This window comes from Dehalococcoidales bacterium (assembly GCA_028716225.1).
GTDB lineage: Bacteria > Chloroflexota > Dehalococcoidia > Dehalococcoidales > UBA5760 > UBA5760.
In genome coordinates, this window is sequence record JAQUQE010000005.1 from 1 (window position 1) to 20,417 (window position 20,417).

General features: G+C 52.8%; 29 protein-coding genes. 15 read left to right on the plus strand and 14 right to left on the minus strand.

Annotation, left to right across the window (positions count from 1 at the left end; genetic code table 11):
• Positions 1–115 precede the first annotated feature (115 nt).
• The 13 genes from PHI12_04470 to PHI12_04530 all read right to left on the minus strand — a co-directional run bounded on the left by PHI12_04470 (position 116) and on the right by PHI12_04530 (position 8,671).
• Positions 116–331, minus strand: a complete 216-nt coding sequence (locus PHI12_04470; protein ID MDD5510046.1) for a cell division protein FtsH — start codon at positions 329–331, stop codon at positions 116–118.
• A gap of 148 nt (positions 332–479) precedes the next feature.
• Positions 480–719 (minus strand): hypothetical protein, encoded by a 240-nt coding sequence (locus PHI12_04475; GenBank protein MDD5510047.1) that lies wholly within the window; start codon positions 717–719, stop codon positions 480–482.
• A gap of 459 nt (positions 720–1,178) precedes the next feature.
• The gene (locus PHI12_04480; protein MDD5510048.1) at positions 1,179–1,472 is read right to left on the minus strand and encodes a hypothetical protein; all 294 of its coding nucleotides are present in this window, start codon (positions 1,470–1,472) and stop codon (positions 1,179–1,181) included.
• Positions 1,473–1,511: 39 nt separating this feature from the next.
• Positions 1,512–2,192 carry a hypothetical protein gene (locus tag PHI12_04485; protein MDD5510049.1) on the minus strand — a complete coding sequence of 227 codons (681 nt, stop codon included), beginning with the start codon at positions 2,190–2,192 and terminating at the stop codon, positions 1,512–1,514.
• Positions 2,193–2,370: 178 nt separating this feature from the next.
• A complete protein-coding gene (locus PHI12_04490; GenBank protein ID MDD5510050.1) occupies positions 2,371–3,297 on the minus strand; it encodes an ATP-binding protein in 927 nt (308 codons plus the stop codon).
• Positions 3,298–3,392: 95 nt separating this feature from the next.
• Positions 3,393–3,791, minus strand: coding sequence for a J domain-containing protein (locus PHI12_04495; protein MDD5510051.1), 399 nt, complete (start codon positions 3,789–3,791; stop codon positions 3,393–3,395).
• A complete protein-coding gene (locus PHI12_04500) occupies positions 3,788–3,985 on the minus strand; it encodes a hypothetical protein (GenBank protein ID MDD5510052.1) in 198 nt (65 codons plus the stop codon). The genes PHI12_04495 and PHI12_04500 overlap by 4 nt, the downstream gene beginning before the upstream one ends.
• Before the next feature lie 573 nt (positions 3,986–4,558).
• Positions 4,559–5,803 (minus strand): AAA family ATPase, encoded by a 1,245-nt coding sequence (locus tag PHI12_04505; GenBank protein ID MDD5510053.1) that lies wholly within the window; start codon positions 5,801–5,803, stop codon positions 4,559–4,561.
• A complete protein-coding gene (locus PHI12_04510; GenBank protein ID MDD5510054.1) occupies positions 5,800–6,141 on the minus strand; it encodes a hypothetical protein in 342 nt (113 codons plus the stop codon). The genes PHI12_04505 and PHI12_04510 overlap by 4 nt, the downstream gene beginning before the upstream one ends.
• The gene (bet, locus tag PHI12_04515; GenBank protein ID MDD5510055.1) at positions 6,141–7,184 is read right to left on the minus strand and encodes a phage recombination protein Bet; all 1,044 of its coding nucleotides are present in this window, start codon (positions 7,182–7,184) and stop codon (positions 6,141–6,143) included. The genes PHI12_04510 and bet overlap by 1 nt, the downstream gene beginning before the upstream one ends.
• A gap of 2 nt (positions 7,185–7,186) precedes the next feature.
• Entirely contained in the window at positions 7,187–7,411 is a 225-nt protein-coding gene (locus PHI12_04520) for a hypothetical protein (protein ID MDD5510056.1), read from the minus strand.
• 128 nt (positions 7,412–7,539) lie between these two features.
• Complete coding sequence (locus tag PHI12_04525; GenBank protein ID MDD5510057.1) at positions 7,540–7,776, minus strand: hypothetical protein; 237 nt, start codon at positions 7,774–7,776, stop codon at positions 7,540–7,542.
• Positions 7,742–8,671: a tyrosine-type recombinase/integrase gene (locus PHI12_04530; protein ID MDD5510058.1), complete on the minus strand. Its 930-nt coding sequence runs from the start codon at positions 8,669–8,671 to the stop codon at positions 7,742–7,744. Before PHI12_04530 ends, PHI12_04525 begins: the two co-directional genes overlap by 35 nt.
• A gap of 447 nt (positions 8,672–9,118) precedes the next feature.
• Between PHI12_04530 and def the strand changes: the two genes are divergently transcribed.
• Entirely contained in the window at positions 9,119–9,613 is a 495-nt protein-coding gene (gene def / locus PHI12_04535; protein ID MDD5510059.1) for a peptide deformylase, read from the plus strand.
• A 90-nt stretch (positions 9,614–9,703) separates the two neighbouring features.
• Positions 9,704–10,345, plus strand: a complete 642-nt coding sequence (locus PHI12_04540; protein MDD5510060.1) for an MtnX-like HAD-IB family phosphatase — start codon at positions 9,704–9,706, stop codon at positions 10,343–10,345.
• 99 nt (positions 10,346–10,444) lie between these two features.
• On the opposite strand, the gene PHI12_04545 is transcribed toward PHI12_04540, so the two are convergent.
• Entirely contained in the window at positions 10,445–11,104 is a 660-nt protein-coding gene (locus PHI12_04545) for a YggS family pyridoxal phosphate-dependent enzyme (GenBank protein MDD5510061.1), read from the minus strand.
• Positions 11,105–11,259: 155 nt separating this feature from the next.
• Between PHI12_04545 and PHI12_04550 the strand changes: the two genes are divergently transcribed.
• The 13 genes from PHI12_04550 to PHI12_04610 are packed head-to-tail and all read left to right on the plus strand — an operon-like array spanning position 11,260 to position 20,384.
• Positions 11,260–11,754, plus strand: coding sequence for a DUF134 domain-containing protein (locus PHI12_04550; GenBank protein MDD5510062.1), 495 nt, complete (start codon positions 11,260–11,262; stop codon positions 11,752–11,754).
• A complete protein-coding gene (locus PHI12_04555) occupies positions 11,747–12,115 on the plus strand; it encodes a hypothetical protein (GenBank protein MDD5510063.1) in 369 nt (122 codons plus the stop codon). The genes PHI12_04550 and PHI12_04555 overlap by 8 nt, the downstream gene beginning before the upstream one ends.
• A gap of 4 nt (positions 12,116–12,119) precedes the next feature.
• Positions 12,120–12,692 carry a NifB/NifX family molybdenum-iron cluster-binding protein gene (locus PHI12_04560; GenBank protein ID MDD5510064.1) on the plus strand — a complete coding sequence of 191 codons (573 nt, stop codon included), beginning with the start codon at positions 12,120–12,122 and terminating at the stop codon, positions 12,690–12,692.
• A 51-nt stretch (positions 12,693–12,743) separates the two neighbouring features.
• Positions 12,744–12,974 carry a hypothetical protein gene (locus PHI12_04565; protein MDD5510065.1) on the plus strand — a complete coding sequence of 77 codons (231 nt, stop codon included), beginning with the start codon at positions 12,744–12,746 and terminating at the stop codon, positions 12,972–12,974.
• A 1-nt stretch (position 12,975) separates the two neighbouring features.
• Positions 12,976–13,848 carry an ATP-binding protein gene (locus PHI12_04570; protein MDD5510066.1) on the plus strand — a complete coding sequence of 291 codons (873 nt, stop codon included), beginning with the start codon at positions 12,976–12,978 and terminating at the stop codon, positions 13,846–13,848.
• Positions 13,845–14,705: an ATP-binding protein gene (locus PHI12_04575; GenBank protein MDD5510067.1), complete on the plus strand. Its 861-nt coding sequence runs from the start codon at positions 13,845–13,847 to the stop codon at positions 14,703–14,705. The genes PHI12_04570 and PHI12_04575 overlap by 4 nt, the downstream gene beginning before the upstream one ends.
• Before the next feature lie 35 nt (positions 14,706–14,740).
• Positions 14,741–15,079, plus strand: a complete 339-nt coding sequence (locus tag PHI12_04580; GenBank protein ID MDD5510068.1) for a NifB/NifX family molybdenum-iron cluster-binding protein — start codon at positions 14,741–14,743, stop codon at positions 15,077–15,079.
• Between the two features lie 57 nt (positions 15,080–15,136).
• Entirely contained in the window at positions 15,137–16,156 is a 1,020-nt protein-coding gene (locus PHI12_04585; protein MDD5510069.1) for an Mrp/NBP35 family ATP-binding protein, read from the plus strand.
• 4 nt (positions 16,157–16,160) lie between these two features.
• Positions 16,161–16,610: an iron-sulfur cluster assembly scaffold protein gene (locus PHI12_04590; GenBank protein MDD5510070.1), complete on the plus strand. Its 450-nt coding sequence runs from the start codon at positions 16,161–16,163 to the stop codon at positions 16,608–16,610.
• 20 nt (positions 16,611–16,630) lie between these two features.
• Positions 16,631–17,275: a molybdopterin-guanine dinucleotide biosynthesis protein B gene (gene mobB, locus PHI12_04595; protein MDD5510071.1), complete on the plus strand. Its 645-nt coding sequence runs from the start codon at positions 16,631–16,633 to the stop codon at positions 17,273–17,275.
• Positions 17,276–17,286: 11 nt separating this feature from the next.
• Positions 17,287–18,270 carry a radical SAM protein gene (locus tag PHI12_04600; protein MDD5510072.1) on the plus strand — a complete coding sequence of 328 codons (984 nt, stop codon included), beginning with the start codon at positions 17,287–17,289 and terminating at the stop codon, positions 18,268–18,270.
• A 6-nt stretch (positions 18,271–18,276) separates the two neighbouring features.
• Positions 18,277–19,383, plus strand: coding sequence for an ATP-NAD kinase family protein (locus tag PHI12_04605; GenBank protein ID MDD5510073.1), 1,107 nt, complete (start codon positions 18,277–18,279; stop codon positions 19,381–19,383).
• 17 nt (positions 19,384–19,400) lie between these two features.
• Positions 19,401–20,384: a histidinol-phosphate transaminase gene (locus PHI12_04610; GenBank protein MDD5510074.1), complete on the plus strand. Its 984-nt coding sequence runs from the start codon at positions 19,401–19,403 to the stop codon at positions 20,382–20,384.
• The last annotated feature ends 33 nt before the right edge of the window (positions 20,385–20,417 follow it).

Below are 20,417 nucleotides of genomic sequence, written 5' to 3' on the forward strand. Positions count from 1 at the left end.
TGATACTGCTGGTTTGAAGAGCCGAGCCATAAGGACTGACCTGCGTTGTCCTCACTTGCTGTCCTGTTATCATTGCTTTACCTCCATTTTATTCTTGCTTAAGAATGCCTAACGGTTAATCAAAGCCTTTGGACATGCCTTTAAACATAGGCATGAGCATCATCATAACCATCATAATCATGATCAGCGGCATGATTGCCGTCAGCATTTCCGTCATGCCCCCACCGTCCGTCTGGTAGGCTGTCACGCCGGTCTGAGCGGGCTGAACCGCGGTCTGCTGTGGGGAAACCAGCGTTTGCGCTGGGTTTACCAGAGTCTGCAATGCTTCCATGGCGCTAGTACCTCCTCATTATCATTACTGTACTGTTTATGGCCTTACTGCCTTTCTCTACACAGGCTCATCGCTCTCAAGGCTGCCACCCCAGCCGCAAAAAGGACCGATGTGACTAAAACTGTTCCGAGAATGGCGTGGTAAGATATTAGCTACCGGCGCCGGCTATAAAACCACGGCCCCACTTGTCCGGATCAGGAGCACGGTATTCTCCCGCATCAACCCCGGCGCTATAGGCTCTCTTGGTAATCGGACCGAAAGGAAGCCTGCCGTACTCCTCCTTCATCCGGGGCTTGGCGGCGTTATATTTATCCGCCATTACCCCTGCTTTCTCGGAAAGCTTGCGGCGACCCTTTGCCGCCATCTCTTCTAGTGTTCTTGCAGCCATAACTTGCACCTCCTAAAAATTCTCCAACTGGCCGGGTGGGGCCAGCTTGGAGGCTGCAACCTTGGCCCAAAAGGAAAGGGGGCTAGCCCGAACCTTCTGAGTTCAGGTTGCTAGCCCCCTTTAATTGACTTGAGAGCTCTACCGATGAAAGTAAAAAGCCTTGAGAGCCGACTTTCACCGGCTAGCTCTCAAGGCTTACACTTTCTCCGTTATCACACCTTATTTAGTTTGTCAAGTCCCTGTTGGAAAAAGCTTACTAATATTTCAAAATTGGATTGTTTAAACCTCACCTGGATACAGATTCAAACCACCTGCGCCATTTCTTATCCTGAGTATCTTTGAACCGCCTCAGTTCACGCTTCTTAATCACTTCGATTTTGCCAGGTGGAAACATCTCCGTCAGTTCCCTTTCATGTCGAACTGGCGAGCCCCTTAATTTGCGAACTAACAGTTCTAGCTTCATTTGTCTTTGTACCTTTTGACCTTCACATGAAACGCTTTCTCAATCATCTGTGGCATCCAGTCAACAAAACCGTCAAGCATGATTTCCTTCATCTTTTCTGTCTGGTTATTCTCGATAAGAGATACCGGTTTGATTACCACCCTGTCTCCCTGCCTGGCTACACGCACCTCTAATTGCGATAAGGCTTCTTTCGCCGCCGGAGGCAGATTGTTGAATTGCTGGTTCATAAGCCCCCACATCATGTCAACCATCGGATTCCCATCAAAACCAGTCTGCTGAGCTGTTACCATTTCTAACCTCCCTATAATATTAAATTCTTGGCTATCTACTTAATCTTCCCACTCATCAATACTGTGATCCTCTATCCCTGATCCGACATCTGACGCTATCTTTCTATTCATCTCTTGCCCTCCATAGGGAGGAGGTTCAGTTGTAGTCTGACCTTGTTTACCCATACTAAAACCTCTCATCATCCTCTCGATAGTCTGGCCCAGAATAGGCTGAAGCGCGCCGACCATCATTGACATCATGGGATTAGGAGCAGAAGCTGTCATTTGAGAACCAAGTTGGTGAAGTGCTCCCTTGAGGTCCTTGTTGCCCTCAAGGGTAGCCTCTGCGAGCTCGGCCGCGATTATCTTAGCTGCCTGTCCCTCGGACTCCCTCATCTCTTGGGCCATTTTGATAATAGGTACCGCTTGCTGTACACCCATGGCGGATAGCTCTTGAGCCACCCTCACCCCCACCAGCACTGATCTAACGCCATACTCGACACCCGAATCAAAAATCTCAGCCTGGCCATCTACCATCGTCGGCAGCCTTAATTCCTGCACGAGCTGCTCTAGAGGCGATTGTCCTCTCTTAACAACAGCCTTCGTGTCTTTTGTCGGTTCAGTAGCCTGGGATTCCTTTGCCTTCTCCTGGTTATGCTTAAACCTCATGTGGCCGGATAATCCGGCTTTATCCTTTAACTCCTTGCCACAGACTTCACAAATTACCTTTTCCTTCTCCATATCGGCCTCCATCGCTACTACAGTTAGCAGCTTGTGGCGCTAGCTTTGACCACTTCAAATATTGTGCCTAGCAACCACTCCTAGTAGCTATAGCTAGTGTAGTAGCTTAGTATCCTACTCGAAGTATATACTCCGCAGAGGGGGTAACCCCCTCTAGTTCCCCGTTATCACATGTAATTCACTTTGTCAAACCAGCCCCATGACGACGTAATAGCTCAAGAACATCGTCCACTTCTTTTTTGGTTTTTGCTAGCCTGGCTATCCTCACCGCTTGTCTCGGATCGGGGAACCGGGAGGGAAACTGCCACGTCTGTTGCCCAATGTATGCTGCCAAGTCGGGAGATATATTCTCATGCTTCACCAGGATATTGGTAGACACGGTCAAAAAGTCATTGAGACTGTATGGCTTGAACTCAAGCACCATGAACCGCGAGATTAGCTCCGGTGCTAGCCTTAAGGTGTTACAAGCAGCAAAAACTCTGGTATCTATGGTGATCGAGCGCTGCTTGCTATGCTTGGTTTCTGAGACTATGCCCGTAGCCATCAGTGATAGAAGCACCGAGATATCCTTTGTTCCTATTCTATCTATCTCATCAACCAGCAGGATCTGGGGCTGTGCGTCAAAGAGCAAGTCGGCGATACCAGCCCGGCTAGACTGAGAGCCGATGATATACGGCGCTCCTAATCTTGAAAGCTCCATGAGAAACATAGTCTTAGCCGAGGCGGGAACACCGGTAAAAAGGAGATGAACCGGCTTCTCGCTCCTAAGCACTACTCCTATAAGTTGCTTGATGTCGTTGTAGCCCTCAATCACATCAAAAAGGTCGTCAGGTATCTCTAGTTTTTCCGTCTCCATCTCTGTAGTCTCCGGTTGCTCCCCAGTCTCAACTGCCCTCCTGCCAAGCTCAGAGAGACGGTACCCCGTATAGCTATTACTCTTGAAGGGGTTATCCAGCAAACCCTCAAGAAAGAGCCGATTAAGGACGGCCGGTTGCTTTCGTACATCTCTAAACGACCAGCCAAGTTCACCACCCTGTGTGCTAAAAGGCCAGGTCTTCTCCAGCTCTGCTATTTCATTAAGGATTCCAATGTCGCCTTCTTTCATCGTTTACCTCCTTATTTCTTCAGGTGATGAAACGTAAGGTAGAATCTTTTTATTCACGAGGACATGTCAGATCACATTGTTTCATACTACCCACCTTACCACCCCCTTTCTCTCTCTATAGCCTCATAAGCTGTCTGCACCATCTGAAAAAACCGGTTAGTGCCCTCGGTACCGGAAGCGTCAGGGTGAAGTTTGCGAGCCAGTTCACGATGCCTCGCCTTCACCTCCTCATCGGATGCGGACCTATCCAAACCCAAAATCCAATAAGGGTCAGCCGCCGGCTGCCCTTGTCCCCGCAGCGCTCCCAGTAAGCCGGTGAAATCCACGCCGCTGCTACGCAGAAATTCCGTAAACTTCTGGGGGTCAAAAGCATCCCCCATCACCGAATCGGCATAGCCCCCTACAATCCCCTGAAAATCCTCGCACCATTTCGCGCTGAGCTTATTAAGATCGCCAACCCATGACTTGTGCAGTTCGTCAAATTTCCCAGTCATCGATAGTCCTCTGGCTTATATTCCATATAGCACTTGAGACATGTAGGGTAGCTCCTGAAAGTACCATAGTCCAGGCACATAGCAAACTTGTCTCCCTCTTTTATTGTCGTACCGCACTTCCAACATTTGTGGTTCCGCCTGGCTATCTTGATTGCTTTTGGGGGCTCTCTATACTCTAGCGCCATTACACCCATGAACCCTTCCTCCTATGATCCATAACTAACAATCCCTCATTTTTGTCATCTCTCCTTTAGTGAATGGCCGGATATAGTATCCTGTATTTGTGAACGGAGAATCGGGAGCACAATGCGCTACCCTGTGCCCCCTCATCGATTTGGTGCCATCGGTAGCACAATGGATATGGAAGCAACGACAGAAAGGGCACCAAACAATCAATTGCCCGTTTTTTATAAACCCCTTTAACACCGGGATCCCATCCCTAGGTACAAATCGCTCAATATCGTAAACCATCGAATAAATACTCCTTTCTTTGTTAATTTATCTTTCACGTCTTTCAATCATCTTTCAGGGGGTGAACGATGATTTCGGATAAAGGAATCCCCCACCGGCCGAGCTCTCCAAGATTTCTTTCACCCTCCTGACCGCGGTTACTCCCGAAGGTCCGCATCTGTCAACTCTCTGTCACTACCACACGACTGGGCTCAGCTTCAAAATCTTGCACATCTTGCATCTTTCTTTCATCTGACCCCTCATCTTTCACCTTCAGGGGGGTTATATATACCCCCTGAAAGATGAGGGTGAAAGAATCATAAATCCCCCTCTATTTCAGTAAGACCCCACTTATCAATCACCCTGACTATCTTCCCTTTATCTTTTAGCCGCTTGATAGCGGAATCTGCGGCGCCTCGGGATATGCCTAAAGTATCCGTTATTTCCTTAGTCGACATTAACCCATGCTTAAGAACTTCCTGAATCTGCATCTGAGTGCCAAGTCCGGCAAGGAATTCACTTATCGTACGTGGTTGAGCCGGTGACACTTTGATGGTATCTGGGCCGAACTCCAAGTGTATTCCCACCGGCGGATAAAGCTTTTCAAACGGCGGCGGTTTCCTGTTGAAAAGGGCGATATCCATCTCATCTTCTCCGGGGTCTTGACGCTTCCAGACTTCCCAGATTGAGCGAGCTTGGGCTTCGAAGAATACCGAGCCGAAGACTGTTCTCTTCTTTGTTTCGGGGTTCTTTGCAGTGTGTGCCAGAATCAGGCTTGTAGTCTTGATCTGGCGGAGAGCAGAGAAAAAGGCTAGCGCTACCTGAGCATCTTTTAGGTCTCCGGCACAAGCCAAACCAAGGCTGTCTATGATAATTACTTCAGCTCCAATATCATGAATATGCCTGTGGATTTGGTCCAGATCTTGGGCTAGAGGCAAAACACAACGTCGGTAGCTTAGTGCTGCCTGGGAGAGTCCTGTCCCTCTCTTGAGTTTGGTTAAAAGCCATCTCAGGGTATTATCATCGGTTTCATAGTCTAGATATAGGCACTTTACGTTGTGAGACGGCGGGGTGATATCGAGCCCGTAATTATCGTCAGGGTAAGCCATGATTTGAGAAAGGATAAGTGCTATGGTCGACTTTGCACTACCAGGATCGCCGAAAATAATGACAGGGTTATTCTTGAGAATAAGCGGCTCCAGAAGATACTCTGGCGGCTTGATTCCATCGCCGGGTCGGAGCTCAACCAATGGCTCACCCCGTCTCATCCTCTCCAGTGTGTATACGCACAGCTGCTCCAGCACTGTAGGCCAATCGGCTAGTTTCCCGTATCTCTCATCCATGTTTTTACCTAGTTCATTACGGCTGCGGGTGGCACTGAAGTTAAAATGCGCCTGGTGCAGATGAGGGCTGTAACCAGGTGCCGAGGTACTGATAGCTATCTCACCGGTTACTCTGCCGTCACTGTGATTGTGAAGGCGGTTGACCTCAACGGTTAAGTGCTCTTGCTCCCAGGCGAATATGTAGCCACTTACAGTATCCGTGATTCTGGGAGTGTTCATAGCGGCACCCCCTTTGTGATTCCTCTCGTTCGCAGGCTCTTGGCCTGGATTTTTTGTTGGAGCTGCTGCTGAAGCTTCTGGGTATATCGCAATCCCATGCGAAGCTGATGAATATCCTCTCTTATTTCCTTTAGCTCATGATGTCTAGCCTCTGCTTCGCTGGGGTCGGGAGGCACTGGCACGAGGGGCCTCTGTGGTATTTTATTAGGTCCGGGGTCGGTACCTGTGTTGTATACAGAATAGTGGCGCCACCAGTCCCAGGACATCGGAAAGTCATAAAGGTCCCGCCAGGTTAGCCCGTGATTGCGCATGTACTTAAACTGTTCATCGGTCAGCATTAAAACTCACTCTTTGCTATTCTTTCGTAGCACTCTTTCGGGGTCTCGACTATATCTACTTGAGAGTTGACCTCAAGTTTTTCCCAGACTGCTTGGCGGCTGCTCAAGCCGAAGTCTTCCCGGCACGCCTGATATAGATCACCAAAGCTATTGATTGTGTCGGGGTCTCGTTGGGACTTAGTTGTCTCTTCAACAATATGTTCTTTCTTGGCATTAGAATGGTTTTCGACTTGAAGACGTTGGATTAACTCGTCCCATATCTTCTCCATGCTCCAGTCGGCATCGATCAGTTCTTCTTTGATAGATTCCACCTGCAATAACTCCCTGGCCTGCTCAGTTGTCAGGCCCAGCTCTGATTTGACCTTGCCCCAGAATTTACGCCAATTTATTTCTCCATCTGGCTTTTCGTAAGCCGGGGGTAGTTTTCCAGTCGGGAATCCATCAGATTCAACCTCAACATCGGTAACAATCCCGCCGAGCCGAGTTGGGAAGGCTTCGCGCAAGGCTCGAGATAATGCCACCTTACGCACCATTGTGCTAGGCATCTCTCGCCAGAAGCGAGTGGGATAACCTTCCCTGGTATATTTCTGACACTCCTTGATGTTTACCGCTACGTAGAAGGGCTTTTGCCGGTCCTTCCTGAATACCCTGGCCCAACCCCCAGCCAGATTGTCCGTCTCTCCATCAGCTGCGAAAGCACCCTCTCGAAACTCCAACTTGCCGGTACTATCTTTTAAAATAATGCCCGCTTCGTAGCCATCGAATTCTTTACAGTTCTCAGCCCCCTTCTGGTAAGCCTCTGTTGAGATGATTATTGCAGCAGGGTCATCAGTTTTATACTTGATCAGATAGGCCTCATGTACCCACGGGTTCAAACCGAAGGCTTGGCATGTTTTGAGAAACATGATAATCTCTGGCTCGGTAGCTTTAGGACAGAGGTACTGCTTAACATCACTAAAGCTAACGGTTATTTGCCCTTCTTGCCAGACTATGACGGCTTTTTCCTGCTGCGTTGCGGAAATGTCTTTCGTTTGCGTTACCATGTTTACCTCCCATGATCCAGATATCGGTTTAAACAGTCGATGTGGCAACGGTCGGGAAACTTCAGCCACCTCAGCCCACCACCGCCAGCGACAACTTCGTAATAGTAACTGCCTGGTTCTATTGTCAGGGCACATTCACTGCATTTCTTGGCAGTGCGTGCCTTCCGCGGCGTGGCAATGTAACCGTTTCTCCTTATCCGCTCCGAATGCTTTGCTTCTGCTCTCATATTCTGCCTCCCTGCTTTGTTTTAGCCCCTCAAGATTGAGCACAGTCTGCTCTACTAGGTATACCGTGAACGGACTCATCAGCGGGCGGTACTGGGACAAGTTGTCCTTCCAAAAGTGGATTAAGCATTCAAGTTCCTTCGCCTTCTTTTCTCCTTCGCCACAGGCAGCCGTCCCAGCCATGTTTTGTAGCCAGGTGCCTAGCGCACTCCGCTTGGATATCCTGTTCTGTAGCTTCGGTCTGTTTAAGACCGACTACCTTCTCGCCGTCATGAAGTAGCCACGCTACTTCACATCCGTAGCACTCGAATGTGAATCCCATTCGGGCAAATTCACCCATGTCCAGGATCTGTGCCCGCACTATCATTGGACTTCCTTCCTTTCAGTATTGCTTCGGCTTGCTTCAGGATTTCAGGTGTGAATATGATCTCCTGTTCCGCATCGTGAACTGCCTTGAGTGGGCTGAACTTCTGGTGCTTTTTGATAATGTCGGTCAGATTGAGTGTGGCGTATTTCTGGGTTGTCTTTATGTCGGTGTGTCCCATTATCTCCTGTAGGGATCGCAGGTCACCGCCTTGGATAAGGAAATTCTTGCCGAAAGCGTGTCGGAGTCGGTGCGAGCCGAGCTTTGGCCCCTTGATGCCCGCCTTCACCATATGCTCGCGCACTATACGATATATGCCGAATCTGGTCAGAGGCCCCTTATGCCCGTGAAATACATGCTCACCGGGTCCTGTGGCAGCAACATTTAGAAGTAATTCCCTCGTCTCTCCACTGATGGGTACCTCACGCCAGCCGGTTTTACCACACACAATCACCGTTTCCTGTTTGATGTTATGCTTAAGAAGAGAGCAAACCTCACCGGCCCGCATGCCGTTGTCTATTATTAAGGTTAATATCGCCCTTTCCCGTAGGCCATCCGCTAACTGCAAGAGCGTCACAATTTCGTTGGCCTCAAGGGTCGCCATACGAGTCTTCGGGCGACGGGGTGGATTGACGGCGTCCATCGGATTGGTAGTCTTGTGACGTTTGCAAATAAACCCGAAGAACGTTCGGAGGGCGTTGAAGCTGCCCCTCTTCGTTTCGGCACTTCCTTGTACAGATGCCAGGAAGCTCTCAATGGGCTCTGGTCTGCGTGGGATATTGGGACAAGATTTAGCAAAGGGCAGGAGCCTGTCCTCGTACCATTCGATGGTTCTAGGGCTTAGATTTGACGAAATCCGGCTGTCTAGGAATTCACGAAGTGCCAGCTCTGTCTTCATGTGGTAACCTCCTACCAAAGATGAGGTTACCACCACTAGCGGGGACAAAAAATGCCCAAACAGGCGATGCTGTTTGGGCGAGGACTAGTTGAATCTGGGGCCTTTGGCCGATACGGATATTGACCCCCTGTGATGCTAAAACATGATCTGTATCGGCCTTTTGATCATCGGCCAGTTGCTCGATGAAGATGGGCCGCATGGACGAGGTTAGCTTACAGTCTGTTCGGGGAATACAACCTGAACCCCATTCAGGTGCGCTACCTGGCTGCGCTACACCCCGCCATTATTACAAGATATTAGCATAATTCACCACGACGGGCAAACAGGAGGCACCATACCGCTTAAGCAATGGACAGGAACGAGCGGAATTTGCTAATATTAGTCCCGGCAGCCGGACTTCGTTACCGGATTTCACTGTCAACAGGGTAAAGGAGCAACCAGAGTACGATGTCAATTCGGGAAATGCACCGCCTCCCCAACGATTCGGTGCTGAGACAGAAAGCGAGGCGAGTACCCTCCATAGACAAATCGGTCCTTCGCCTGATCGATGATATGGTGGAGACGATGCATCACTCCGACGGCGTGGGGCTGGCGGCGCCCCAGGTCGGGGTACCGCTGCGGGTGATAGTAGTCCAGATGCCGGATGAGGAACCCATCGCCATCATCAACCCTGAAATTGTTAAACGCATCGGGGAGCGGGAGGTTAGCGAAGCCTGCCTTAGCGTACCGGGCTACGGCGGCGAGATTAAGCGCTCGCTCTCGGTCACGGTAAAAGGCCTCGACCGTCAGGGAAAGGCGTTCCGGATTAAAGCAAACGGCCTGCTCGCCCAGGCCCTGGAGCATGAGATCGACCACCTGGACGGAACGCTGTTCATCGATCATATCGAAAGCCCGGATAAGCTGTACCGGGTCGAGCCCGAAGCTGAGGCGGAGGGTATGTAAAGCCAGGACCTTGCCTGATTAGTGCTGTTTCATGCGACCGCCCGGTCCAAAACTCAAGTTCAGAATCCATTAGGAATAGGTAATACCACCATGAAGACGCTCTTTCAATGTGATTTCGACGGTACCATTACCTTTGAAGACATCAGCTTTCTGATACTGGACGCCTTCGGCGACAAGAACTGGAGGCGGATGTTCCAGGAGTACAAAGACGGCAAGATATCGGTGGGCCGATTCAACACCATGGCCTTTGCCACGGTTAAAGCGGATAAAGAGACCCTGCTCAAGCTGGTCAAGGAAAAGGCGGAGCTACGGCCGGGACTAGCCAATCTGCTCGAATGCTGCCACCGCAAGGGGATAGAGTTTACCATCGTCTCCAACGGCCTGGACTTCTACATCCGGGCAATCCTCGAAGACATCGGACTGGAGAATATCAGGGTATTCGCCGCCAGGACCGGGTTCGGCTCTAGCGGCGTCGAGGCACGCTACTTGGGACCGGGAGGCAAAGAGATGGAAGAAGGCTTCAAAGAGGCTCACCTCAAGATGTTTCAGGAATCGGGCTACCGAGTCATCTACGCCGGCAACGGTACCTCCGACGCTCCCCCGGCGCAGCAGGCCTATCACATCTTCGCCACCGGCGACCTGCTGGCCTACTTCCGGAAGAGAAAGGTAGACTGCACACCCTTCGACGACCTGAACGACATCGCTAACGGCCTCGAGCTGCTGCCCCTCTAAACACATCCGATTTTAGTGTACCGACGCGACCCGCTTTTTTCACCGGCGTGTAATTTATGTCAACCGTAGTACTGGGTAAAACCGGCCGGGATTAAGCTGCTAACGGCTCCGCTCGCCGAATATCCTGGTGCCTATCCGAACGATATTGGCCCCTTCCTCAATGGCAACCCGGTAGGAATTGGTCATTCCCATGGAAAGGTAGCGCATCTCAACGCCGGGCAAGCCGAGGCTCCGCATTTCATCGTATAGCTTCTTCGTTTCCCGGAAGTACGGCCGGGAGTCTTCCGGGTCCCCCCACATAGGGCCCATCGTCATCAACCCCTCTACCTTAAGGTTCGGGTATTTTGAAATCTCTTTGATCACCGCAAGCGCCGCTTCCGGAAAGAGACCTGTCTTCTGGCTCTCCCGGCCGCTGTTTATCTCAATCAGTACCGGCATAACCTTGCCGATGCCGGCACACCTTCTGTCAATCTCCCCGGCTATCTCTATAGAGTCAACGGTCTCGATCATATCGAACAGCCTGACCGCCTTACCCACCTTGTTTTTCTGCAGGCTGCCGATAAAATGCCACTTCACCCTTTCCCCGACGACACGATAGACCTGTTCCGCCTCCTGGAGGTAGTTTTCACCGATAATCCCTACCCCCGCCTCAATCGCCTCCAGGATCTCCTCCGGACTTCTTGTCTTAGCCGCCGCCACCAGCTCCACCCCCTCCGGCAGCTCGCTCAGAATCGCCTTTACGTTTTCCGCAATCGTCATAGTTACGCCCCTTGTCTCCCTGTTGCTTAAAGTCAGCAACATTTTAGCACTTTCTTGACACCATTCAAATAAAGTTATATCATAATTAATGGACATAGGTCCATAAAAAGCCTATTATGAACATAGGTTAAATACAGTAAAGGATAAGAATAGACATGGGCAGAATGCCGAAGTGGCGCTGTGTAGGCTCGATACCCGAGGTGACCTTCTTCAAACCGTTGGGAATACCCTACCGGCTTCTCGAAGAGGTATGCCTCTCCGTAGAGGAAGCGGAGGCAATCCGGCTCAAAGACCTGGAAGGCCTGGAGCAGGCGGAGTGCGCCCGGAAAATGAATGTTTCCCGGCCTACCTTTCACCGGGTGCTGGGCTCCGCCCGCAGCAAGCTGGCCGACGCCCTCCTCAACGGGAAGGCGATACGCATCGAGGGCGGCAATTTTGAGATGGCAGTGCGCCCCTTCTACTGTATCAACGGACACCGATGGGGCGTTCCTTTTCAGGATATGATAACCAACCCGCCCCGGATATGCCCCACCTGCGAAACACCGAACATTATGCCCATCCAGACGCATCAACCGGGCCGGGGCTGGCGCGGACAGGGAAGACAGCAATTGGGAACAATAAATAATCAAGGAGGTGACAGCGATGCCTAACGGAGGAAGAGGATACCGCCGGATGTACCAGATGACCGGACTGCCGGGCTGGATGAGACTGGGCTATAGCCCGGGATGGCAGGGGAGAAGTCCAACCGGACTGGGCCCGTGCGCCGGCTATATGATGACCGGCCGCTGGCCGACAGCACAGGCCCAGGCCTACTGGCAGACCATGCAGGCGGGACAGACACCCCCGCCCTACTACGGAGCATCCGGAGCAGCACCGGGAACAGCACCATCTGCTCCCCGAATGACTGAGGAAGAAGAGTGCGGCTTCCTGAAGGAACAGGCTGACATGATAAAGGGCCAGTTAGAGCAGATGGAAGCCAGGATTCGCCAGATTGAGAAAAAGGAGAAATAAACCTATGAAGATTGCCATATCAGCCACCGCCCCGAACCTCGATGCCGAAGTCGAGCCCCGCTTCGGGCGATGTCCCTATTTTATTATCGTCGATCCCGACACGATGCAGTTCGAGGCGGTCGAGAACTCCAGTGCCATGGCATCCGGCGGCGCCGGTATTGCCAGCGGCCAGATGATAGCCGGTAAAGGAGTAAGCGCGGTGCTTACCGGAAACTGCGGCCCCAATGCCTACCAGGTCCTGTCGGCAGCCGGTATTACGATAATCACCGGTGTCAGCGGCAAGGTCCGGGATGCCGTCAGCGCCTACAAGGCCGGCCAACTGCAAAATACCTCTCAGCCAACCGTAGCAGCCCACTTCGGCATGAGGGCCGGAAGCGGCCCCGGCCAGGGGGGAGGAATGGGGCGCGGCAAGGGCATGGGGATGCGGACGACAGACAGCTTCCATGGCGAGGCTCCGGCCGCCCCGACGGCGGATCCGGAAGAAGAACTGAAGGCGCTGAAGGAGAAACTGCAATCGCTGTCGGAACAGCTATCCGGCATACAGCGCTCCATTGACGAACTGGAGAGAAAAGCATAGACCGCCGCCAGAACGGCAAAATAAACTCGATTACTCACAGGAGGTATAGTTATGCCCGGAAGAGATAGGACCGGACCGCCCGGGGGAGCTGGCCCGGGGACAGGAAAAGGTATCGGACGGGGAAGACAGGGTGCCGGCAGGCTGGGGGGAACACGACCCGGTGCCGGCCCGGTGGGAAACTGCGTCTGCCCCGCCTGCGGGGCGAAGACCGTTCATCAGAGGGGAACCCCGTGCTACAATATCAACTGCCCGCAATGCGGTACAAGAATGGTAAGGGAATAGGGTGATACTCTCCATCGCCAGCGGCAAGGGCGGGACCGGGAAGACCATGGTGGCGACCAGTCTCGCCCTGTCATTAAGCCAGGAAAGGCCGGTCAAGCTACTCGATTGTGACGTCGAGGAGCCCAATGCCCATATTTTGCTGAAGCCGTCTCTCGACTGCAACCAGGCGGTATCTATCCCCGTACCCAGAGTAGACGAAGATAAATGCAACTACTGCGGCAGGTGCGCCGAGGTCTGCGCCTACAACGCCATTGCCGTGATTGCAGAGCGGGTACTGGTATTCCCGGAGCTCTGTCACGGATGCGGCGCCTGCAGCTATCTCTGTCCTGAAGGCGCTATCTCCGAGGAAGGCAGGGAGGTAGGAGTTGTCCAGTCCGGCCAGTCGGGGAATATAGAATTCGTTCACGGCAAGCTCTCGATCGGTGAGGTGGCGGCGCCCCGCATCATTAATGAGGTGCAAAAATACCTGGATCGGGAGAAACTGAACATCATTGACGCTCCCCCGGGGACATCCTGTCCGGTGGTCGCCGCTGTGAAGCACAGCGACTTCTGCCTGCTGGTCACCGAACCGACCTGCTTCGGACTTAACGATCTTGCTCTGGCAGTAGATGTGATAAAAGAACTGGACATTCCCTGCGGCGTCATCATCAACCGGGACGGCATCGGCGACGACGAAGTTGATAAGTATTGCCTTAAAGAGGCTATCCCGATACTAATGCGAATCCCGCTCGATATTAAGATTGCCCGGTTATACTCTCAGGGGATTACTCTGGCAGAGGGCATGCCCCGCTGGCGGGAAGCATTCCTCGAGCTGTTTGATAAAATCGAGCGTCTGATGAGTAACTCGAATGGTCGGGAAGGGGGCAGGCAGTGAAAGAGGTTACTATCTTAAGCGGCAAAGGGGGAACCGGCAAGACCAGTGTGGCAGCATCTCTGGCCAGTCTGGCCAAAAATAAGGTCATGGTTGACTGTGACGTAGATGCCGCCGACCTCTATCTACTCCTCAAACCGACCTTCCGGCAGAAGCAGGAGTTCCGGGGCGGAGAAAAGGCGGTCATCTCAGAAGACAAATGCACCGGATGCGGGCTTTGTCGAGAAGTCTGCCGCTTCGAGGCGATAAGCAGCGAGTATAAGATCGACCCGATCTCCTGCGATGGGTGCCGCTTCTGCTATAATATCTGCCCGGCGGATGCCATCACCATGCAGCAGAGCCTATCCGGGCACTGGTTTACCTCGGAAACACGCTACGGTCCTCTGGTTCATGCCAGACTGGGGGTAGCCCAGGAGAACTCGGGGAAGCTGGTAGCCCTGGTCCGGCAGGAGGCGAAACATATCGCGGAGCAAAGAGGACTGGATTACATTATCAGCGACGGGCCACCGGGTACCGGCTGCCCGGTTATCTCTTCATTATCAGGAGTAAGCCTGGCGGTAATCGTCACCGAGCCAACCCTCTCCGGAATACATGACCTTAAGCGGGTTATCGGCGTTTGCCAGCACTTCGCCGTTCCTGTTATAGTTTGTATAAACAAGTACGATATAAACTCGGAAAACAGCCACCAAATCGAGAACTACTGCCAGACACAGAATATAGAGGTAGCGGCACGGATTCCTTTCGACACCTTAGTAACCAGGGCACTGGTCAGGAGGATTCCGGTGGTGGAATACTCCCGGAACCGTGTCGGCCGCGAGATAGAGAAGTTGTGGCAGGTTGTTACCGGATACCTGAACTGAGAAACAAAGGAAGATAGAGGGGAGGAAATCGATAGATGAAATACGCAGTACCGGTAAGTGGAGGCATGCTGTCCCAGCATTTCGGCCACTGCGAGCATTTTGCTCTGCTTGATGTTAATGAGGAAACTAAAGAGATTATCAGCAAGAAGCTGGTCCCATCACCGGGACATGAACCCGGCTTTCTGCCCGGGTGGCTGGCTGAGGAGGGCGTCTCGGTAGTTATCGCCGGCGGTATGGGCTCCCGGGCACAGGAGCTGTTCGCCCGGAACCGTATCAAGGTCGTTACCAACGTACTGGCAAGCGACCCGGAGCAGGCTGTACTGAGCTATCTGGCCGGCACCCTGGAAACAGGCGGCGATGTCTGCGACCACTAGCAGCGGACTTCCCCGACAGAACATTACGTAAGATAAGAATAATGACAGGAGATGCTGATGTTAACTGAGGAACAGGTAAAGAAAAGCCTGAACGAGGTGCTGGTGCCGGGCGTCAAGCGCAGCCTGGCAGCAATGAATATGATCCGCGGGATAGCAGTTTCCGACGGTAAGGTAGACATCACGCTGGCGTCAGCGGCACTGGGTGAACCAGTCCAGGAATGGCTCGGAAATAAGGTGAAGGAAACTGTCGGGAAACTGAGCGACGCCGACAGTGTGCAGGTGGAATTCGTCGAGGCCAAGCCGGCTGAGCTGAATCGAATCGGAGCAATTATCGCCGTGATGAGCGGTAAGGGAGGAGTGGGCAAGTCCCTGGTATCCGGCCTTACCGCAATAGCCCTTAAGCGACAGGGTTACGAGGTCGGTATTCTGGATGCGGATATCACCGGCCCCAGCATCCCCAAGATGATGGGGATCAACGAGCGGCCCGCGGGCAGCAGTACCGGAATTCTGCCGGTACTCTCCCGGTCCGGTATCGAGGTAATATCCTTTAATCTGCTGCTGCAGCAGGAGGAGGATGCCGTCATCTGGCGCGGCCCCCTCATCTCCAGGGCAATTACCCAGTTCTGGGAGGAAGTAGTCTGGGGTAGACTCGATTACCTTATTATCGATCTGCCGCCGGGGACTGCCGATGCTCCCCTGACCGTGATGCAGACCCTGCCGGTATCGGGGGTAATCATCGTCTCCACACCCCAGGACCTGACCAACATGATAGTCAAAAAAGCAGTCAGCATGGCTAAGAAGATGGACAAGCCAATCCTGGGAGTAATCGAGAATATGAGCTACCTCTATGTGGCCGAGATAGACAAAAAAATCGAGCTTTTTGGTAAAAGCAAGGGTAAGGAGCTATCACAAGCAGCCGATGCGCCGCTGCTGGGTGAGTTGCCCATCGACCCTGAGCTGGCCAAATTATGCGACGAAGGGAATATAGAGCGCTACAGCTCGGATGCCTTCAGCAGCCTGACCCAAGCCCTCAACAAAGCACTATCCCTGCCCAAAAAAGATAAAACCGGGAGCTGAAAACATGGTTTTGGAACGCCAGGAACACGAAGACCTCATCGAGTCAAAGATGAGAGAGGCATACAGTGAGGAAGTGGTCGATCATGCCCTGCACCCGAGGAATCTGGGGGACATGAAAGATGCCGACGCATTCGGTAGAATTACCGGACCCTGCGGCGACACCATGGAGATATGGCTCAAAGTAAGCGGCGATAAAGTTACCGCCGCCAGCTTTGCCACTGACGGCTGCGCCGCCACTATCTCGACAGGAAGCATGGTCACCGAGATGGTCAAAGGGAAAACAGTGGGTGAAGTCCTCGGCATCAGCCAGCAGGACATACTGGATGCCTTGAATGGGCTGCCGGAAGGCAACCGGCACTGTGCCCTTCTTGCCGCCAATACTCTGAAAAAGGCGGCCAAGGACTACCTGGCTTTCCGCAAAGAGCCCTGGAAAAGGGCCTACCGCAAGTATTGAAATAAAGGAGGAAGCTGAAGATGCCTCCCATAGTTTCTATCATCGGCAGGTCGAAGTCGGGAAAGACAACCCTTATCGAGAAGCTGCTCGCCGAGCTGACCGGGAGGGGCTATCTGATAGCTACCATCAAACATACCCTCCGGAACGTCGACCTTGATGAACCGGGTAAAGACAGCTGGCGCCACATCAAGGCGGGAAGCCATTCCACTATTCTCAGTTGCCCGGGCAAGGCGGTACTCATCAGGCCGGTCGAGGAAGGGGTTACGACCGGCGAGCTGGGCCGGATGCTGGGTGAAGACTACGACCTTATCATTACCGAAGGGTTCAAGCAGGGCGATGCCCCCAAGATAGAAGTACACCGCAGGGAGATCGGCCCTCCCTTGAGCAATATCAAGAAGCTTATCGCCATCGTCAGCGACGAACCGCTGGAGAGCAAGGTAAGGCAGTTCTCACTGGAGGACATCAAAGGCCTGGCCGACCTCCTGGAAAAGGGTATGATAATACCCCAGATGGAGAGGACCACCCTCTATATCAACAACGTTCCCGCACAACTGAGCAACTTTCCCAGGGAATTCATTACCAATACCCTGCTGGGGATGGTCTCTTCGCTAAAGGGAGTGGGTAAGGTCAAGAGCCTCGATATTTTCCTGAAACGAAGGAAATAAGGAGAAAGGTCATGGATTCTATCAGCTACGGCCCGGTCCCATCCCGCCGGCTAGGACGCAGCCTGGGTATCAATAATATCCCGCCCAAGATATGCACCTATGCCTGCGTCTACTGTCAGCTCGGCAAGACCATCAATATGCAGGTGGATCGAGAATCCTTTTACCGGCCGGAGGAGATTATCCGGTCAGTAACGAATCAGGTTAACAAGGTCAAAGAGAGAAACGAACCGGTAGAATATCTGACTTTCGTCCCCGACGGTGAACCTACTCTGGACATAAATCTGGGCAAAGAGATCGAGCTTTTGCGGCCGCTCGGCATCAAGATCGCCATAATCAGTAACGCCTCTCTTATCTGGCGTGAAGACGTCAGGGAGGAACTGAGCAAAGCCGATTGGGTCTCACTGAAGATAGATGCCGTAAGCGAAGAGGTCTGGCGCCGGATAATCTGGCCCCACAAGTCGCTGGAGCTCAAAGCGATTCTGGAGGGCATGCTCGACTTCGCCGCCGCCTTCAAGGGTGAGCTGGTTACCGAGACCATGCTCATCCAGGATTTCAACGACAACAGCGAAGAACTGGAGAAAATAGCTCGATTCCTGACCAGGCTGAAGCCGCACAGGGCCTACCTGGCCATCCCAACCAGGCCACCGGCCAGAAAGGAGATAAAGGCTGCTTCCGAGTCGGCGATAAATATGGCCTACCAGATCTTCTCGAAGAGATTAAGTAATGTCGAGTATCTCATCGGCTACGAAGGAAACGCCTTTGCCTCCACCGGCAACATTAAAAATGACCTGCTCGGCATCACTTCAGTGCACCCGATGAGAGAAGAAGCCGTGATAGAACTGCTGGATAAGACGGGCGATGATTGGTCGGTGATAGAAAAGCTGATGAAGGACGGCGCCCTGGTGAAGCTGGAATATCAGGGGAAGAAATTCTATATGCGGAAACTGCCCGATAGAGCCAGGGCGAAAGGGGAGCCCGGCAAAGAGGGAGGATAAGCAGACATGGCGAAAAGAATAGGTCTGATAGTGAACCCGATAGCCGGAATGGGTGGCAGCGTCGGCCTGAAGGGGACGGACGGCAAGATGTATCCCAAAGCCGTCGAATTAGGCGCGGAGCCGGTTACGGCAGCCAGGGCAAAGGTCTTTCTGTCCCACCTAAAACATAAGGATAAGCTGTTATTCTCCGTCGCTCCGGGCAGGATGGGAGAGGATATCGCACGAGATGCCGGCATCAAATTTACCGTGGTATCTTCGCTACCCGGAGAAAAAACGTCTGCCGACGACACTCGGAGAATCGGCCGGGAGATGAGCAGTGAAGTAGACCTGCTGGTATTTGTCGGCGGGGACGGCACCGCCCGGGACGTCTACGACGCCGTGGGTCTGAAGACCCCGGCCATCGGAGTCCCGTCAGGAGTAAAGATGTTCGGTGCCGTATTTGCGGTCAATGCCATAGCAGCGGCTGAGATTGTCGATGCCTTTATCGAGGGCAACGCCGCCATCTCGGAAAAAGAGGTTATGGACATCAACGAAGAGGCATACCGGGAAGGAAGGCTGGAGAGCAAGCTCTACGGCTACCTGATGGTCCCCGAGGTAGCCGGGCTGGTGCAGTCGGGGAAAGAAGCCACTACCTATAGCGAATCATCCCATGAAAATCAGACGGCAATCGCACGCTACATCATCGAAGGCATGCTAGCAGACACGCTGTACCTGCTCGGGGCCGGTTCCACCACCACGGCCATAGCGGAAAGACTCAAGGTCAAAAAAACGCTGCTCGGCGTTGACGCTATCTACAATAACAGAGTCGTGGCGGGCAACCTGAACGAGAAAGGAATTCTGGAACTGCTCAAGCATCACAAAAAAGTGAAAATTATCATCTCTCCCATCGGGGGCAACGGCTTCATCTTCGGCCGGGGTAACCAGGAATTCTCCCCCGCCGTACTCAAGCTGATTGAGAAAGAGGACATTATCGTGGTGGCTACCCGAGACAAGATAAACAGGGCCGCCAGCCTGAGGGTCGATACCAACGATGCCGCGGTAGACAGTAAGCTGAAAGGCTTTATGAGAGTGGTAACCCACTACAACGAAGAAGTAGTAGTGGAGGTCGTTTAGAGATAGCTGCCGGAAAAATGGTTATCGAATTAAATCGAAATGAGCTCTCATACCCTCCCCCGCCCGGTGTAATCGAGGCTGCCCGGAAAGGCCTGCAGGGGATAAACCGCTATGCCACAGTAAGAGAAATAGCCGAGCTGAGAAGTGCGCTCTCCGGCTACTGCGGCATAGCCGAGGAGTCCATATTCGTTACCTCCGGAGTCGAGATACTGCTCGGTCAGCTCATCCAGCTCTTCTCAAGGAAGGGGGGGGTTGTCATTATAGACCCTACCTTCTTCATTATTACCCGGGTGGCGGAATCGCTAAAGACCAGGCTGCGTAAGGTCAGACTGATAAGACCATCCCTGGATTTACCCATGGAGCCCCTGATCGATGAAGCAAGGGACGCCGCCCTGGTGGTGATAGACAGTCCCAATAATCCCACGGGGAAACTACTCCTGGACCGGGAATCGACCAAGAAAATCTGTGCAAGCACCAAAGGTATGCTGCTGGTAGACGAGAGCTACTGTGAGTTTGCCGGTTTCAGCGTTATTGACATGGTAAAGAACTACAGCAACCTCATCGTCACCCGGACTATGAGCAAGGCCTTCGGACTGGCCGGGTTGAAGATAGGCTATATGGCTGCCGCAGAAGACGTGCTGAGGGACCTTTCCAGCCTGGAGGTAGCTCTCAGGCCGACGACGCCAAGCGCCTACGCTACCGTCGCCGCCCTGAAGGATATCGAATATATGAAAAACAACGTTGCACTGGTCGGCAAGGAGCGGGAAAGGGTAAGCAGAGCAGCATCTGCGATGGGGGTAGAGGTATACCCCAGCAGTACCAACTTCCTCCTCATGCGAACCAGTCAAGCAAACGCGGCCAGAAAGCTGAAAGACCTGGGGGTGATAGTGTTTGACCCCTCAAATCAGTTCTCTTCTCAATTCATCCGGGTATCCATCGGTACCCCGGATGAGAACAACAGCTTCCTCTCTGCTCTGGAAAAAGTCATTGCCATGGAGTGAGTCGCTCACCCTATACTTAAAGTCAAGGGGAGG